The 14,389-nt window shown below is 60.3% G+C and carries 17 protein-coding genes; 3 read left to right on the top strand and 14 right to left on the bottom strand.

Features of this window, described 5'->3' with window-relative positions; all coding sequences use genetic code 11:
- The 5 genes from EKL15_RS24100 to dps form a co-directional block, all read right to left on the bottom strand.
- On the bottom strand, positions 1-510 hold a 510-nt coding region (locus EKL15_RS24100; protein WP_203090509.1), incomplete at its 3' end, for an ATP-binding cassette domain-containing protein.
- Positions 507-1,166: a glutamine ABC transporter permease GlnP gene (glnP, locus tag EKL15_RS24095; protein ID WP_019454487.1), complete on the bottom strand. Its 660-nt coding sequence runs from the start codon at positions 1,164-1,166 to the stop codon at positions 507-509. The genes glnP and EKL15_RS24100, both read right to left, overlap by 4 nt.
- 103 nt (positions 1,167-1,269) lie before the next feature.
- Entirely contained in the window at positions 1,270-2,013 is a 744-nt protein-coding gene (glnH, locus tag EKL15_RS24090) for a glutamine ABC transporter substrate-binding protein GlnH (RefSeq protein WP_038880498.1), read from the bottom strand.
- Between the two features lie 338 nt (positions 2,014-2,351).
- Positions 2,352-2,618 carry a DksA/TraR family C4-type zinc finger protein gene (locus EKL15_RS24085; RefSeq protein WP_038880495.1) on the bottom strand — a complete coding sequence of 89 codons (267 nt, stop codon included), beginning with the start codon at positions 2,616-2,618 and terminating at the stop codon, positions 2,352-2,354.
- Positions 2,619-2,758: 140 nt separating this feature from the next.
- The gene (dps, locus tag EKL15_RS24080; protein WP_004939215.1) at positions 2,759-3,262 is read right to left on the bottom strand and encodes a DNA starvation/stationary phase protection protein Dps; all 504 of its coding nucleotides are present in this window, start codon (positions 3,260-3,262) and stop codon (positions 2,759-2,761) included.
- 367 nt (positions 3,263-3,629) lie between these two features.
- On the opposite strand from dps, the gene EKL15_RS24075 reads away from it, so the two are divergent.
- On the top strand, positions 3,630-4,175 hold the full coding sequence (locus EKL15_RS24075) for a shikimate kinase (protein ID WP_100396865.1): 546 nt from the start codon (positions 3,630-3,632) through the stop codon (positions 4,173-4,175).
- Here the strand turns inward: EKL15_RS24075 and nanQ are convergent.
- Together nanQ and rhtA are read right to left on the bottom strand one after the other, a co-directional pair.
- The gene (gene nanQ, locus EKL15_RS24070; protein WP_100396866.1) at positions 4,157-4,624 is read right to left on the bottom strand and encodes an N-acetylneuraminate anomerase; all 468 of its coding nucleotides are present in this window, start codon (positions 4,622-4,624) and stop codon (positions 4,157-4,159) included. The genes EKL15_RS24075 and nanQ overlap by 19 nt on opposite strands.
- A 131-nt stretch (positions 4,625-4,755) precedes the next feature.
- Positions 4,756-5,643: a threonine/homoserine exporter RhtA gene (rhtA, locus tag EKL15_RS24065; protein ID WP_100396867.1), complete on the bottom strand. Its 888-nt coding sequence runs from the start codon at positions 5,641-5,643 to the stop codon at positions 4,756-4,758.
- Between the two features lie 399 nt (positions 5,644-6,042).
- Here rhtA and ompX point away from each other — a divergent pair, with 399 nt between their 5' ends.
- On the top strand, positions 6,043-6,561 hold the full coding sequence (gene ompX / locus EKL15_RS24060; RefSeq protein WP_019454480.1) for an outer membrane protein OmpX: 519 nt from the start codon (positions 6,043-6,045) through the stop codon (positions 6,559-6,561).
- Between the two features lie 86 nt (positions 6,562-6,647).
- Here the strand turns inward: ompX and EKL15_RS24055 are convergent, their stop codons facing one another.
- Positions 6,648-7,631 carry a nitrilase family protein gene (locus EKL15_RS24055; protein ID WP_100396868.1) on the bottom strand — a complete coding sequence of 328 codons (984 nt, stop codon included), beginning with the start codon at positions 7,629-7,631 and terminating at the stop codon, positions 6,648-6,650.
- 91 nt (positions 7,632-7,722) lie between these two features.
- On the opposite strand from EKL15_RS24055, the gene EKL15_RS24050 reads away from it, so the two are divergent.
- Positions 7,723-8,595, top strand: coding sequence for a LysR family transcriptional regulator (locus EKL15_RS24050; RefSeq protein ID WP_203090500.1), 873 nt, complete (start codon positions 7,723-7,725; stop codon positions 8,593-8,595).
- 4 nt (positions 8,596-8,599) lie between these two features.
- On the opposite strand, the gene EKL15_RS24045 is transcribed toward EKL15_RS24050, so the two are convergent.
- The 6 genes from EKL15_RS24045 to ltnD form a co-directional block, all read right to left on the bottom strand.
- Positions 8,600-9,130, bottom strand: coding sequence for a GNAT family N-acetyltransferase (locus EKL15_RS24045; protein WP_060421279.1), 531 nt, complete (start codon positions 9,128-9,130; stop codon positions 8,600-8,602).
- Between the two features lie 63 nt (positions 9,131-9,193).
- Positions 9,194-10,564 (bottom strand): GntP family transporter, encoded by a 1,371-nt coding sequence (locus EKL15_RS24040; protein WP_060440398.1) that lies wholly within the window; start codon positions 10,562-10,564, stop codon positions 9,194-9,196.
- Positions 10,565-10,669: 105 nt separating this feature from the next.
- Positions 10,670-11,446: a 2-oxo-tetronate isomerase gene (gene otnI, locus EKL15_RS24035; RefSeq protein ID WP_100396870.1), complete on the bottom strand. Its 777-nt coding sequence runs from the start codon at positions 11,444-11,446 to the stop codon at positions 10,670-10,672.
- A gap of 3 nt (positions 11,447-11,449) precedes the next feature.
- Entirely contained in the window at positions 11,450-12,082 is a 633-nt protein-coding gene (locus tag EKL15_RS24030; protein ID WP_369804002.1) for an aldolase, read from the bottom strand.
- Complete coding sequence (otnK, locus tag EKL15_RS24025) at positions 12,079-13,338, bottom strand: 3-oxo-tetronate kinase (protein ID WP_100396871.1); 1,260 nt, start codon at positions 13,336-13,338, stop codon at positions 12,079-12,081. Before otnK ends, EKL15_RS24030 begins: the two co-directional genes overlap by 4 nt.
- Entirely contained in the window at positions 13,338-14,252 is a 915-nt protein-coding gene (gene ltnD / locus EKL15_RS24020; protein ID WP_084826576.1) for an L-threonate dehydrogenase, read from the bottom strand. The genes otnK and ltnD overlap by 1 nt, the downstream gene beginning before the upstream one ends.
- Positions 14,253-14,389 lie beyond the last annotated feature (137 nt).

Genomic DNA, 14,389 nt, shown 5'->3' with positions numbered 1-14,389 from the left:
CTCCGGATCGAGCGCGGAGGTCGGCTCGTCGAACAGCATCATTTTCGGCTTCACCGCCAGCGCGCGCGCAATGGCCACGCGTTGCTGCTGGCCGCCCGACAGTTCGGACGGGTAGTGGTGGGCACGCTCCGCCAGACCGACCTTGGCCAGCAGCTCGCGCGCCAGTTTTTCCGCATCGGATTTCTTCGCGCCGCGCACGCGGATCGGGCCGAAGGCGACGTTTTCCAGCGCCGTCAGGTGCGGGAACAGGTAGAACTGCTGGAACACCATGCCGGCTTCCTGGCGGATCAACCGATCGTCAACTTTCGGATCGTTGGCTTTCAGGCCGTCGACGATCAGATCGCCGCTGGTGACTTCTTCCAACTTGTTGATGCAGCGCAGCAGGGTGGATTTACCGGAGCCCGACGGCCCGATGATCACCACCACTTCGCCTTTGTCGATCTTCAAATCGATGTTGTGCAGCACCTGGGTTTGGCCAAAATGCTTGGAGACGTTTTTAAATTCAATCACAGGATTTTCATCCTTCTTTCCAGACGACGCAGCACGAAGCTCAGCACCAGGGTAATAATCAGATAGATAACCGCCACGGCGCTCCAGATTTCCAGCGCGCGGAAGTTACCGGCAATAATTTCCTGACCCTGACGGGTCAGCTCCGCCACGCCGATCACGATGAACAGCGAGGTGTCTTTGATGCTGATGATCCACTGGTTGCCCAGCGGCGGCAGCATGCGGCGCAGCGCCAGCGGCATAATGACGTAGCGGATGGTTTCGCGGCGCGACAGGCCGAGCGCCAGGCCGGCCTCGCGGAAACCGTTATGAATCGACAGCACCGCGCCGCGGGTGATTTCCGCGATGTAGGCGCCGGAGTTGATCATGATGGTCACCACCGCCGCGGTGAACGGATCGATGCGCAAGTCGCTAAATGCCATCGGCAGGGCGAAGTAGATGAACATCACCTGTACCACGATCGGCGTGCCGCGAATTACTTCGATAAACACCAACGCGATGTGGTTGGCGATCCAACCGCCGTAGGTGCGGGCAAAGCCGGCGACGAGGCCGATGATCAGGCCGCCAATCAGACCGAGGACCGAAATCCACAGGGTCATTTTGGCGCCCTCTAACAAGATAGGAATGGCGGGCCAGATGGCGCTCCAGTCGAACTGCATGATATTTCTCCCGGTGATCCCAAACGTGGGTATCAGATACAACGAAGCGCAGGGGGTTAAGCGACCCCCTGTGCTTAAGTTAATAGCTTGCCAAATTCACAGCTTACTTAGGTTCGGTGCCGAACCACTTCTTGTAGATCTCGTTATAGGTGCCGTTCGCGCGCAGGGTTTTCAGCGCACCGTTCACCTTCTCGCGCAGCTCGTCGCTGCCTTTAGGGAAGGCGATGCCATACTGCTGTGCTTCCAGCGAATCGCCTACGGTTTTGAACTTGCCGGCGCCGGCCGTCTTAATGAAGTATAGGATGTTTGGCGTGTCGTGCAGCACCGCATCGGCGCGCTTGGTGCCCAGTTCCATGTAGGCGTTGTCGATGTTAGGGAACTGGCGCAGATCCTTGGTTTTGATGTGCTGCTTGGCGTAATCCACCGAGCCGGTGCCGCTCTTCACCGCCACCACTTTGCCGTTCAGATCGTCGATGCTTTTCACGCTGTTGTTGTCGGCGTTGACCATCACCAGCAGGCCGCTCTTGTAGTAGCCGTCGGAGAAGTCGATGGCTTTTTTGCGCTCATCGGTGATGGTGATGCCGGCCAGCGCCAGGTCGACGTTTTTGGTCTGCAGCGCCGGAATGATGCCGCCGAAGTCCATCGGTTTCAGGGTGTAGTCCAGCTTCAGCTCTTTGGCGACGGCGGCCCACAGGTCGATGTCGAAGCCGACGTATTTGTCGCCTTGTTTGAACTCAAAAGGAACGAAAGCGGTGTCGGTGGCGACCACCAGTTTGTCTGCTGCGTGGGAACTTACGGCAAAGGCCAGAGAGAGTGCGGCCAGGGAGACTTTAAAAATCGACTTCATGAGAGGAATTCCTGTACAGGTTGCGGATTACCCATTTTTTATATTGCAGTTGGTGCCATGAAAAAATCGTGCCATGTTTTCAACTACTATAAAAACAAAGAGTTAGTGCGTGATGTTGTGCCGGAAAGGCGAATTGTTATGGTTGTGCACCAAGGTGAGGCACCAAAATGGTGCGTAAGAATTATCTTGGTGCACGGGGCTATCATTAACCAAATTTTGGCTGTGAAACAACCGTTCTTTAACGTTTTTGCTTCAATATTGATAACTAACTCTAACTTTCATGATGCACTGACGGTGCAAGCGGGGCCGCGAGGGTGCAAAAGGGGGAGCAGATAATGCTAGCGCAACTGGCTGTCTTTGCTGCCGCGCCGATTGTACAGGCTGGCGGCCGCGTGTTTTTTGTCTTGTTCGGTCTGGCAGGCGAGGCAAAAACGCACGCCCGTTAACGCCTTGCGTCGCGCCTCGGGGATCGCCTCTCCGCATTCCTGGCAATAGCGTTCGCTCTCGCCGTGCCCGAGCGCTTCACGCGCGCGCTGCACCGCATCGTCGACGGTGGAATCAATCTGATCTTGTACGGCGCCGTCCGCCGCCCAGCCGCTGGCCATCATTACCTCCTGACAAGGGAACCTTACCGTTTAATATGGGCCGTTTTTTGTACAATGCAACGGTCGCGCAAAAGAAAACAGGCCGGGCAAAGCCCAGCCTGTTCTGCCCGGAACGACGGGCGCTCTGCAACGCTTTCGCGTTATTCGATATTGGATTCGATAAACCACAGGAACTTGTCCAGATCGCGCGAGGCGGCGGTGAACATGTCGGCGGTGTCTTCGTCTTCCACTTCGGTAATCGCCTTGCGGATGTCATTCGCTACCGCGCCGTAGCGATCGGCCAGCGCCTTCAGGTGCTCCTGCACGCTGTGGATATTGGTCGGATAGCTTTTCAGCGGTGTGCGATCGTTGACCACCTGTACGGTGCCCAGTGCGACGCCGCCCAACTGCACCACGCGCTCGGCGAAGGTGTCCTGATGCTCGATGATGGCGGTGCGGAAGCCGTCCAGCATTTCATGGACCGCGATGAAGTTCGCGCCGCGCATGTTCCAGTGCGCCTGTTTGGTGATCAGCGAAAGATCGATAAATTGCACGACCTGATGGTTCAGCGCCTTGATGGCGGCTAGTTTGACTTTTTCGTCCAGATCGTTACGGGTATACAGCAGATCAGAAGATTTCGTTTTCACCAGTTTAGCGGTACTCATATCAGATATCCTCTTGATTAGTCGTTGTCCTATTTCGTTACGGGATCAATTATAGCAGGGGTATTTATTTTTGCCGTACGAAAATGGCTATTGCACAAATAGGATTAGCCTAATGGCAATATTTTTATGTGGTTTTTGTTTTTGATTAATGAAATTGATTTTTATTGGTTTTTTTATTTTTTGTTGCAGATTTATTATTTACCGCAGTGACGGTTTATCCCTGTTATTTTATTTTCATTGAGCCTGCCGGCCTCAGAAGAATATCCACTTTGTTATCGCGGTGTTAATTTTAAGCCTATTCAGATTGATAGCCGTAATTGATGCAGTTACAGTAGGGAGATTATCCCCTCTCTATGAGTGGCGAGTGATGAAAATTAACGTCGTCGGCACCAGCGGCAGCGGTAAAAGCACCCTGGCGCGTCAACTGGCGGAACGGCTTGACGTGCCCTATATCGAGATGGACAGGCTCTATTGGCGGCCCGAGTGGCAGGGAACGCCCGATGATGCATTCCTGGCGCGGCTTGAGCAGGCGCTGGCCGAAGCGGGCGAAGGCTGGGTGCTGGACGGCAACTACAGCCGCACGCAGCCGATCAAGTGGCGCGAGGTCGACTATATCCTGTGGCTGGACTACGGTTTTGGGCGCACACTGTGGCAAGCCGTGCGCCGCGCGTGCCGACGCGCGGCCAGCAAACGTGAGCTGTGGCCGGGCACCGGCAACCGGGAAAGTTTTCGCCGTTCTTTCTTCAGCCGCGAGTCGATCGTACTGTGGACGATCCGCACCTACGCCAAAAATCGGCGAAAATACCTGGCGGAAATGGCCGGCGCCGGGCGCCGCTTCATACGCTTGCGTTCTCCCCGCCAGGCCGCCGATTTTGTACGGGCGTTGCCGCAGGGTCAAAGCAGCAGGCGGTGATGGATCCTCACCACCGCTTTCTTGATGTGCTGCGACCGCTGCCACAGGCAGCCGGCTTTGTGCGGCTCCATTTGGAAAAAGATCGCGAACATGCCGTGTGTCATGTGCAGCGTTTGCGGATGGCGTTTGATGTCCAGCAGCAGAAGGTCGCTATTTTCTGCGTAGGGCTGTTCGCGATGCCCGTCGCCCGCCAGACCGTATTCGATGCGCTCTTCACCGCTGATCAGCAGATGGAGCGAGATGTACTCCTGATGCATCTCGGCGCGCTTCTGCGCCGCCGGCGTAGTGGTCAGCGTCATGACATCCATAAAGATGTTATCGCCGTCGATCGGGTGATGGCCCGGGGCCAGTTCGGGCAGGTCGCATCGACGCAACTCGGTCAGGGTTGAAACCAGCGCCGGCGCGAGTCCGCGGCCGAAGCGTGGGTTGAACAGGCTGTTGTGAATCACTGTTATTCTCCATGTGAGCGAAAGTCCAAAGTGCCTGCGGTACAGGCTAAGGGGAAGTATGCCGACTTGTCACGAGGAAAACAGTTAACCCGCCTGCATTCCGGCGTTGCGGTCGGCAGGCGGGTTAGCGATCAGGAAAGGCTTTCGAGGCGCGGTTTAGGGCGGATGGTCAGGGCGGAGCCCATGGAGGCGGCGATGATGGCCGCCAGCGCCAGCCATTGCACGCCGCTCAGGTGTTCGCCGAGGAACAGCATGCCGGACAGCGCCGCCATTGCCGGTTCCAGGCTCATTAAGGTGCCGAAGGTGCGCGCCGGGATTTTGGGCAGCGCGATGATCTCCAGCGAATAAGGCAGCGCGGTGGAGAGGATCGCCACCGCCAGCGCCACCGGCAGAATATCGAGGTTGAACAGCACACTGCCGGTTTGCCAGGCGCCGATCGGGCAGAACACCAGCGCGGCGATCAGCGAACCGAGCGCCACCGTGCCGGGGCCGTGATCGCCGCCGGCCTTCTGGCCGAAGATGATATAGACCGCCCAGCAGGCGCCGGCGCCAAGCGCGCAGGCGGCACCGAACGGATCGATTCCCCCCACACCGTGGCCGAGCGGCAGCAGGAACCACAGCCCGGCGATTGCCAATGCCACCCAGAGGAAGTCGATCGGCCGCCGCGAGGAGAACATGGCCACCGCCAGCGGGCCGGTAAACTCCAGCGCCACGGCGATGCCGAGCGGCACGGTGCGCAGCGACAGGTAAAACAGGTAGTTCATCGCGCCGAGCGACAGGCCGTAAATCAGCAGCGGCAAGCGGCTGCCGGCGGCGAGGCACATGCGCCACGGGCGGAAGATGATGAACAAAATCAGGGTGCCGATGAAAAGGCGCAGCGTGGTGATGCCTTCCGCGCCCACGATCGGGAACAGGCTTTTGGCCAACGAGGCACCGCTCTGGATAGACACCATGGCGATGATTAACAGACAGATAGGCAGCAGCGCGGAGGGCGCTCTGCCGGAAGTAGGTAACGACATCCTTAACGGGCCTTTTATGCGCCGTTCCTCAGCCTTGAGAAAACGGTCGAAACGGGGATGCGAGCAGTGTAAATGAAATGCGAAAATCTGTCTGAGAAAAGCGCGCATCGCGGTGAAATCCGCCGATCCTCGGATGATATGTGGCGGTTTTGGTCAAAAAGTGCGCTTTTTCTTAAGAATTATCTGGATATTAAATAGGTGATTTTTGTCACAGAAAGCCGTAGAATACGGCCGAAAATAGAGCGAAAATAAGAAGATACACTGTTCTTGAAATCTTCTGTTACACGATATAAAGCATTAGACACTCATTTCAAGGCAGAGTTTCACGCTAATTTTTGTTATATTTTCAAAGCATGAACAAATGGATGTACTTAATAATAAAACGCGTTTGAGGTGGTTATGAAAAAAATTGCATGTCTTTCCGCAGTAGCAGCTTGCGTATTAGCAGTTAGCGCAGGTACCGCATTCGCTGGTCAGAGCACCGTATCCGCTGGCTATGCGCAGGGTGATTTCCAAGGCGTTGCTAACAAGGCCGACGGTTTCAACCTGAAATACCGTTACGAGTTCGACAACAACCCACTGGGCGTAATCGGTTCCTTTACCCACCTGGAAAAGGACGGTTCTCAGGACGGTTTCTACAACAAAGCTCAGTACAACTCTATCTCTGCCGGTCCAGCATACCGCATCAATGACTGGGCGAGCATCTACGGTCTGGTTGGCCTGGGTTACGGTAAATTCACTACCAACGCTCAGAACGGTACTTCTCGTCACGACACCGCTGACTACGGCTTCACCTACGGTGCCGGTCTGCAGTTCAACCCAATCGAGAACGTTGCCCTGGATGTCGGTTACGAGCAGAACCGCATTCGTAGCGTTGACGTTGGCACCTGGAACGTTGGCGTAGGCTACCGCTTCTAAGTGTGTTCGTGCCTGCGGGCATGAACCTGTGGCAGATTTTGCCGCACCGATAAAAAATCCGCCTCCGGGCGGATTTTTTTTATCTGTTATCGGCCGCCTCGCCCCGTCGGCTGCGTTGAAAAGCGTGCGCTGCGGGCATCGCGCTCATAGCCTTGTGGTTCGGTCAATAGCCCGTACAGCTCGGGGCGGCGTCCGTAAATCCAGCGGCGGCCGGTGCTGAGCGGGATCAGCGTCAGATCGAGTTCGGCGCTGACCATCCGGTCTTCCGCCGCCCAGGTCTCTGCCACGATGCGGCCGTAAGGATCGAGGATCATCGCGTTGCCGGTGCGTATCTCATCGTCATCGCGGCCCACGCCGTTGCTGAACAGCAAGAACAGCCCGTTGTCGTGAGCGCGCGACGGTAGCCAGCGCATCAGCCAGCCGCGGCCGTGTTCGCCGCGAAAGGCGGCTTCTATCGCCTGCGGATCTTCCGCACGCCGTTGCCACAGCGCCTGCGGGATCGGCTTCATGCCGTGCGGGCTGCGCGAATGGGTGCCGCCGGTCTGGTGCGGGGCGATCACCACCTCCGCACCCAGCAGCGCCGTGGCGCGCACATTCTCCACCAGATTGTTGTCCCAGCAGATCAAGACGCCCACGCGCACGCCCCAGGGGGTATCGAACACCGTGTAGCGGTCGCCGCTGGCGATAGCTGGGTGTTCGAAGGCGTGCAGTTTACGGTGCACATGCAGCTCGCCGTCCGGCAGACAAACGGCATAGGCGTTGTAGCAACGGCCGTCGTCGCCCAGCTCGATCAGCCCGACGCCGATCGCCATGTTGTAACGCTCCGCCAGCGGGCGAATGCGCGCCAGAGAAGGGCTGCTCGCGATCGGCTCCGCCAGCGCGCGCACCTCGGCGTCGGACAGATGGCGCACGTGCCAATAGCCGGTGATGCACATTTCCGGGAAGGCCAGCAGCTGTATCTGCTGCTCGGCCGCCTCCGTGATAAAGCGTTCCATGGTCGACAGGTTGTAATTCTTATCGTTGGCGCGATGCTGGAATTGCACCGTGGCGGCGCGAAGTGAAGGGGTCATGGTGTCTCTCCGGTTGGGGTCTGCGTTGATTACAGCAGGTGGATTGATTACTGTATAATCAATTAAATTCCCTATTCGATAACCTGATGGAATGGATATAAAACAACTGCGCGCCCTGGTGGCGCTGGCCGAACAGGGCAACTATCGGCAGGCGGCGAGCCTGCTGTGCATCAGCCAACCGGCGCTGAGCAAGCAGATTCAAGCGCTGGAAACCCAGCTCGGCGTTCGGCTGTTCGAGCGTGGCCGACAGGGGGCGGTGCTCACCGCCGGTGGGCAGCGGCTCTACCCGGAGGCGCAGGCGCTGGTGGAACAGTACCAGCAGTTTCAGCGGCGCGCCCGGCGGGTAGCGCTCGGGGAAGCGGGGCGGCTGGCGCTGGGATTTGGCCTCTCCAGTTTTCATCTGGCGCCGCAGCTGGTGGCCGCCTTTCGCCAGCGTTTTCCCGAGGTGGTCATTGGGCTGGAGGACATGCCGTCGGAGCGGCAGTATCAGCTGTTGCTGCAGGGCGAGTTGCAGGCGGGGTTCGTGCGCTTACCGGTCACTACGCCGCTGTGCGCCGTGGCATTGCTGAGCGACCGGCTGGTGCTGGCCGCGCCGGGCGCGCTGGCGCTGCGGGCCGACGACCTGATGGCGCGTTTCAATCAGCTGCCGCTGTTGCAGCTGACGCCGAAACGCGGGCGCGGGCTGAGCGATCAGTCGCTGCGGTTTATCGCCGCTCACCGGTGGACGCCGAACGTGGTGCAGCAGGCCGGCGATATCCAGACGCTGCTGGCGCTGGTCGCCGCCGGCGTTGGCGTCGCGCTGCTGCCGCACAGCATCACGCACATCGCGCCGGTTGGCATCGACATTCTGCCGCTGAGCGGCGAAGAGACGGAGTGGCAGGTCGGTATCGCCTGGGATCCGCAGCGCGCGGACGCGCTGCGGGACAACTTCATTCAGACGGCGTTGGCGGTGCAATGCGCTTAGGCATTCAAAGCGGGCAGTGCATCACGACGATCGGGCTCTGGTGATACTCGCTGCGGTGGCTTTCGCAGAAACCGACCTTTTTCGCCAGCGCCAGCGAAGCCTGGTTTTCCGGCGAGATGATGCAGACGGTTTTCTCGCCCGGCAGGTGCGTTTTACCCCAGGCCAGCGCCGCCCGCAGTGCCTCGGTGGCGTAGCCTTTGCCCTGCGCCGAGCTCACCAGCGTCCAGCCCATTTCCGGCGCATCGAGCGCCGGGGTAATGTCGCGCAGGAAGTTGGAAAAGCCGATGCTGCCGAGGTACTCGCCGCTCAGTTTGTCACGCACCGCCCAATACCCGTATCCCAACAGCGCCCAGTGGCCGACGTAGCGCATCAGACGCCCCCAGGAGTCCTCCCGGTCGCGCGGCGTGCCGCCGATGTAGCGTACCACCTGCGGATCGGCCCACAATGCGGCCAGCGACTCGAAGTCGTCCAGCGTGTGCGCGTCCAGCCGCAGACGTTCGGTGATAAGCGTTGGCGCGGTGTTGATTACGGTCATGTTGCTGCTCCTGCACAGGGTGAAAGGCGATGAAAAACAACGGCGTTCAGTATGCCAGAGAAATCACACCGCCAGCCACAACAGCCAGGTGAACAGAAAGCCGCTCAGGCCGAGCAAGGTGGTCAGCACCGTCCAGGTCTTCAGGCCATCGGCCACTGACAGCCCCAGATAGCGCGTGACGATCCAAAAACCGGAGTCGTTGACGTGGGAAAGACCCAGTCCGCCGAAACAGGTCGCCAGCGTCACCAGCACCAACTGTAGCTGATTTAAGCCGCTGACCGCTTCCGACAACAGGCCGCCGGTGGTCAGGATCGCCACGGTGGCGGACCCCTGCGAAGCGCGAAGTGCCAGCGAAATGATAAAGGCGGCGGGCACCAGCGGCAGGCCGATGGCCGTCAATACTTCTGCCAGCGCTTTGCCGACGCCGGATTCCACCAGCACCTTGCCGAACACGCCGCCCGCGCCGGTCACCAGGATCACCACTGCGGCGGTCGGCAGCGCGGCGCCCATCACGTCGCTGGCGTGCTGCAGGCTCCAGCCGCGGCGCAGCGCCAGGAAATAGAAGGCCAGCAGCAGGGCGATCATCAGCGCCACCGCCGGTGAGCCCAGCAGCGACAGCGTATCGCGCAGCGCCGAGCCGGCCGGCAACAGCGTAGCGGAGACGGTACCGAGCATGATGATGGCGATTGGGATGACGATTAGCGCCGCCACCAGGCCGGCGCCGGGCGGGTTGATGCGATCGCTGAGCGGCGCTTGCCCTTCCGGACGCGGCTCCGGCGCCGCCAGCTGCAGTTGTTCCAGCACCTCTATCGATAACGGATAGGTTTTGCGGTTGAGGTAGTTGGCGGCGAAATAGCCGATCGCGCCGACCGGAATACAGATTGCGAGGCCGATGATGGTCAGCCAACCGATGTCGGCGTTGAGCAAACCGGCGGCGGCGACCGGGCCGGGGTGCGGCGGCAGCGCGACGTGTACCGTCAACATCACGCCGGCCATCGGCAGGCCGAACTTCAGCGGAGACACTTTGGCGACCTTGGCGAAGCCATAGATAATCGGCGCCAGAATGATAAACCCGACGTCGAAGAACACCGGAACGCCGAGAATGAATGCGGCGAGTGTCAGTGCGGCGACGGTATGTTTCGGCCCCAGCCCCTGACTGAAGCGTTGCGCCAGCGACTCGGCGCCGCCCGAGTGTTCGATCATGCGGCCAAGCATCGCGCCCAGACCGATGATGATGGTCACCGAACCAAGTACGCCGCCCATCCCGGCGGTCATCACTTTCATCACTTCGCCGGTCGGAATGCCGCTGGCCAACGCCACCAGCAGACTGACCACCAACAGCGCGACGAAGGGCTGCACCTTCGCCTTGATGACCATCAATAACAGCAGCACCACGCCGAGTACGGCAATCAGCAACAGCAGAGAGGTAGACATGAAAAAAGCCTTTCGTTGGGTAAGCGTTGGGCACCGCGATCGCCGCGTGGCGATACGGGAGCGTTTCATTGTTATAAAATCGATTTCCTGGTGTTGGCGGCAGCGTTAGCGGTAAGGCTTCAGCCACCCGAGCCCGGCGGCGGTGTCGCCGCGCGGCCGGTATTCGCAACCTATCCAACCCGGATAGCCGAGCGCATCCAGCCTGTCGAACAGCCATGGATAATTCAGTTCGCCCTCGTCCGGCTCATGGCGATCCGGCACTGAGGCTATCTGGATATGCGCGTAGCGTCCGGCCAGCGTCTCCAGCAACCCGCTGATATTGCCGTCCACTAACTGCGCGTGGAAAAAGTCGAACTGAATAAACACGTTCGGTCTCTCGATCGCCGCCACGGTTTCCGCCACTTGGTGTTGACTGGCAAACAGGTAATCGGGCTTGACCGGCGGGCTGAGCGCTTCGAGCAGCACCTTGACGCCGTGCGGGGCGAAGGCGTCGGCGGCATAGCGCGCATTGGCGATAAAGGTGTCGAGATAACGTTGCCGATCCGCGCCTGCGGGCACAACGCCGGCCATCAGGTGCACGCAGGGGCAGGAAAGGGCGATGGCGTAGGTCAGCGCGCGGTCGATATCGGCGCGCGCGTCCTGCTCGCGGCCCGGCAGCGCCGCCAGTCCCCATTCGCCGGCGGCGGCATCGCCGGGCGCGGTGTTGAACAGCACCTGTTGCAGGCCGTGTTCGCGCAGCTTTTCGGCCAACAGCTCGGCGGGATAGTCGTAAGGGAACAGGAATTCCACCGCGCTGAAGCCCTGTGCGGCAGCGGCGGCGAAGCGCTCGAGGAACGGCACTTCGTTAAACATCATCGATAAATTGGCGGCAAATTTAGGCATGGTTCAGCTCCGTAATTCGGCAATTTCATCATCGGTCAAATAGCGGATAAGACGATCGCCGAGGGTGAAGATCAGCCGCGCCGCATCTTCCATCTCTTCGGCATTGTCTGCCGCCGCTCGCAGGTCTTTACCGGTCACCACCGGCCCGTGGTTGGCCAGCAAAAAGGCGCGGTGGGTGGGCGCCAGGCGGGCCAGATCCTGCGCCAGCCTTTCGTCGCCGGGGCGGTAATAGGGCACCACCGGCACCTTGCCGACGCGCATCACCACATAGGGGGTGAACGGTTTGATAGCGTTGTCGACGTCCAGCCCCTGCAGGCAAGAGAGCGCCGTGAGGTAGGTGCAATGCAAGTGCACCACCGCTTTGCATTCAGGATTGTTCAGATACAGCGCTCGGTGAAAGCTGATCTCTTTCGACGGTTTGTCGCCGGAGAGCCAGTCGCCGTTCAGGCTCACTTTAGACAGGCGATCGGCCTGCAGCTCGCCGAGACAGGAGCCGGTCGGCGTCGCCAACAGCGCGCCGTCCGGCAGCAACAGCGAGAGGTTGCCGGCAGAGCCGGTGGCGTAACCGCGTTGGAAAAACGAAGCGCCCAGGCGCACCATCTCTTCTCGCGCCTGCTGCTCGATGGTCATGGTCATACTGGAAACTCCGTTTGCGCGCGCGTGAAGAAGGCTTCATCGCCAAAATTGCCTGACTTCAATGCCAGTGAAATGGCCCGGTCGTTGGCGCGCACCCAGGGAACGCCGGGGGAAATGCTGGGGCCGATATGGAAGCCGCGAATGCCCAGCGCCTGCGTGACCACGCCGGAGGTTTCGCCGCCGGCGACAATAAAGCGGCTGAATCCCAACTGGCACAGCTGCACCACCAGCTCGGCGAACAACGCCTCCACCGCCTCGCTGGCGGCGCTACCGTACTGCCGTTGCGTTTGCTGCAGCGCTTCCGGCGCTGCGGTGGCGTAGATCAGTGGGGCAAGCGCCTCCCCGGCGTGGCGCTGCGCCCAATGCGCCAACTCGGCGGCGTAGGCGGCGCGCGCCTGTGGCTCGAGGCAGCGGCCGATATCGATGGCCTGCGTCGAAGCGCGTTCGCGATAGTGCGCCACCTGCCGGTTGGTCATCACAGAACACGAGCCCGACAGCACCGCCGCTTTTTCCCCCTGCGGCGCACCGGCCGCCTCTGCCGAACGTTCGCCGTTCTGCGCCCATTGCCGCGCCAGGCCGATCGCCAGGCCCGAACCGCCGGTCACCAGTTTCATCGTTTTCAACGCTTCACCCTGGATGAGCAGATGCCGTTCGTTGAGTGTATCCAGCACTGCGTAGCGCACGCCGTCCTGCGCCAATTGCCGCAGTTTCTCGCTGACCGCCTCGGCGCCGCGATCCATTTCCGCCGCCGTTACCAGCCCGCAGCGCCCGGAGGCCTGGGACTCCATCAGGCGCAGCAGGTTGCTCTCGGTCATCGGTGTGACCGGGTGATGACGCATGCCGGATTCAGACAGCAGCTGTTCCCCGACGAACAAGTGGCCCTGATAGACCGTGCGGCCGTTTACCGGCAGCGCCGGTGAGACAACCGTGAAACTTTCCCCCAGCGTGGCGAGCAGGGCGTCGGTCACCGGGCCGATATTGCCTTGTGCGGTACTGTCGAAAGTGGAGCAGTATTTGAAGTAGAACTGACGGCAGCCCTGTTTTTGCAACCAGGCCAGCGCCTGCAACGACTGTTCGACCGCCTGCTCTGCCGGGCAGGAGCGCGATTTCAGGCTAATGACCGCCGCCTGTGCGTTTACCTGCGTTTCGTCTTGCGGCACGCCGTTCAGCTGCACCGTCGGCAGGCCGTTTTGCACCAGAAAACTGGCGATATCGGTCGCGCCGGTAAAGTCATCTGCGATTACGCCGAGCAGCATCAGATTGCCTCCTTTTTCTGCGGCAGGTCGATGCCGGCAAAGATTTTGATCACCGCACTGTCGTCTTCTTTACCGTAACCGGCGTTGCTGGCGGCGGTAAACATGGTGAAAGCGGTGGAGGCCAGCGGCAGCGGGAAGTGCAGTGCCTTGGCGGTATCCGCTACCAGCCCCAGATCCTTGACGAAGATATCCACCGCCGACTTGGGCGCATAGTCGCCGTCGACCACGTGACGCATGCGGTTTTCGAACATCCAGGAGTTGCCGGCGGCGTGGGTGACCACGTCGTACATCACGTCCAGAGGGATGCCGGCGCGGGCGGCCAGCGCCATGGCTTCCGCGCCGGCGGCGATGTGCACGCCAGCCAACAGTTGGTGGATGATTTTTACCGTCGCGCCCAGGCCGATCGTCTCGCCGATGCGGTACACCTTGCCGGCGATGGCGTCCAGCACGGGTTGCAGGCGATCGAAGGTGGCGTCGCCGCCGGCGGCCATCACCGTCATCTGGCCTTCCTCCGCCTTGGCCGCCCCGCCGGAAACCGGCGCATCCAGCATCGGCAGCCCGTAGTCCAGCAGCCGTTGCTCGATCTGTTTGGCGTCATCGGCGGAAATGGTCGAAGAGACCATCACCGCGGTGCCCGGCTTGAGCTTTGGCGCCAGGCCTTGTTCGCCGAACAGGATCTGCTTCACTTGGGCGGCGTTCACCACCAGCAGCAGCACGGCGTCCAGCTCGGCCGCGAAGTCGCACGCGCTGGTAGACGTTTGTTTCGCGCCGGCCTGTTGCAGCGCCGCCAGCGCCTGCGGATTCAGGTCCGCCCCGTAGGTGGTCAATCCGGCGCGGAGGCACGAGCGCGCCGCGCCCATGCCCATCGCGCCCAGCCCAATGATGCAGACGGCATATTTCCCTGGGTGTGTCATACTGCACTCCTGTTAATTTTAGTGATAATTTGTTTTGTTGTGTTAAATGTAAGCGCTTGGCGGCCGTTTATCCGCGATCGTTATCACAATAATTAACAATGCGTGAGACGAGTTTTTTGTGCGGTTTCTGGCCTGTA

Source organism: Serratia sp. 4542 (assembly GCF_016805595.1).
GTDB classification, from domain to species: domain Bacteria; phylum Pseudomonadota; class Gammaproteobacteria; order Enterobacterales; family Enterobacteriaceae; genus Serratia; species Serratia nevei.
The sequence above is the reverse complement of the archived record's forward strand: the minus strand, read 5'-3'. Positions and strand labels throughout refer to the sequence as shown.

Excerpts from the sequence above, each read along its gene's own strand:
- rhtA (WP_100396867.1), bottom strand. The coding sequence starts at position 5,643 with ATGTCGTTACCTACTTCCGGCAGAGCGCCCTCCGCGCTGCTGCCTATC.
- EKL15_RS24075 (WP_100396865.1), top strand. The coding sequence starts at position 3,630 with ATGAAAATTAACGTCGTCGGCACCAGCGGCAGCGGTAAAAGCACCCTG.
- glnP (WP_019454487.1), bottom strand. The coding sequence starts at position 1,166 with ATGCAGTTCGACTGGAGCGCCATCTGGCCCGCCATTCCTATCTTGTTA.
- ltnD (WP_084826576.1), bottom strand. The coding sequence starts at position 14,252 with ATGACACACCCAGGGAAATATGCCGTCTGCATCATTGGGCTGGGCGCG.
- otnI (WP_100396870.1), bottom strand. The coding sequence starts at position 11,446 with ATGCCTAAATTTGCCGCCAATTTATCGATGATGTTTAACGAAGTGCCG.
- EKL15_RS24040 (WP_060440398.1), bottom strand. The coding sequence starts at position 10,564 with ATGTCTACCTCTCTGCTGTTGCTGATTGCCGTACTCGGCGTGGTGCTG.
- EKL15_RS24045 (WP_060421279.1), bottom strand. The coding sequence starts at position 9,130 with ATGACCGTAATCAACACCGCGCCAACGCTTATCACCGAACGTCTGCGG.
- ompX (WP_019454480.1), top strand. The coding sequence starts at position 6,043 with ATGAAAAAAATTGCATGTCTTTCCGCAGTAGCAGCTTGCGTATTAGCA.
- otnK (WP_100396871.1), bottom strand. The coding sequence starts at position 13,338 with ATGCTGCTCGGCGTAATCGCAGATGACTTTACCGGCGCGACCGATATC.
- EKL15_RS24085 (WP_038880495.1), bottom strand. The coding sequence starts at position 2,618 with ATGGCCAGCGGCTGGGCGGCGGACGGCGCCGTACAAGATCAGATTGAT.
- EKL15_RS24030 (WP_369804002.1), bottom strand. The coding sequence starts at position 12,082 with ATGACCATGACCATCGAGCAGCAGGCGCGAGAAGAGATGGTGCGCCTG.
- glnH (WP_038880498.1), bottom strand. The coding sequence starts at position 2,013 with ATGAAGTCGATTTTTAAAGTCTCCCTGGCCGCACTCTCTCTGGCCTTT.
- dps (WP_004939215.1), bottom strand. The coding sequence starts at position 3,262 with ATGAGTACCGCTAAACTGGTGAAAACGAAATCTTCTGATCTGCTGTAT.
- EKL15_RS24050 (WP_203090500.1), top strand. The coding sequence starts at position 7,723 with ATGGATATAAAACAACTGCGCGCCCTGGTGGCGCTGGCCGAACAGGGC.
- EKL15_RS24055 (WP_100396868.1), bottom strand. The coding sequence starts at position 7,631 with ATGACCCCTTCACTTCGCGCCGCCACGGTGCAATTCCAGCATCGCGCC.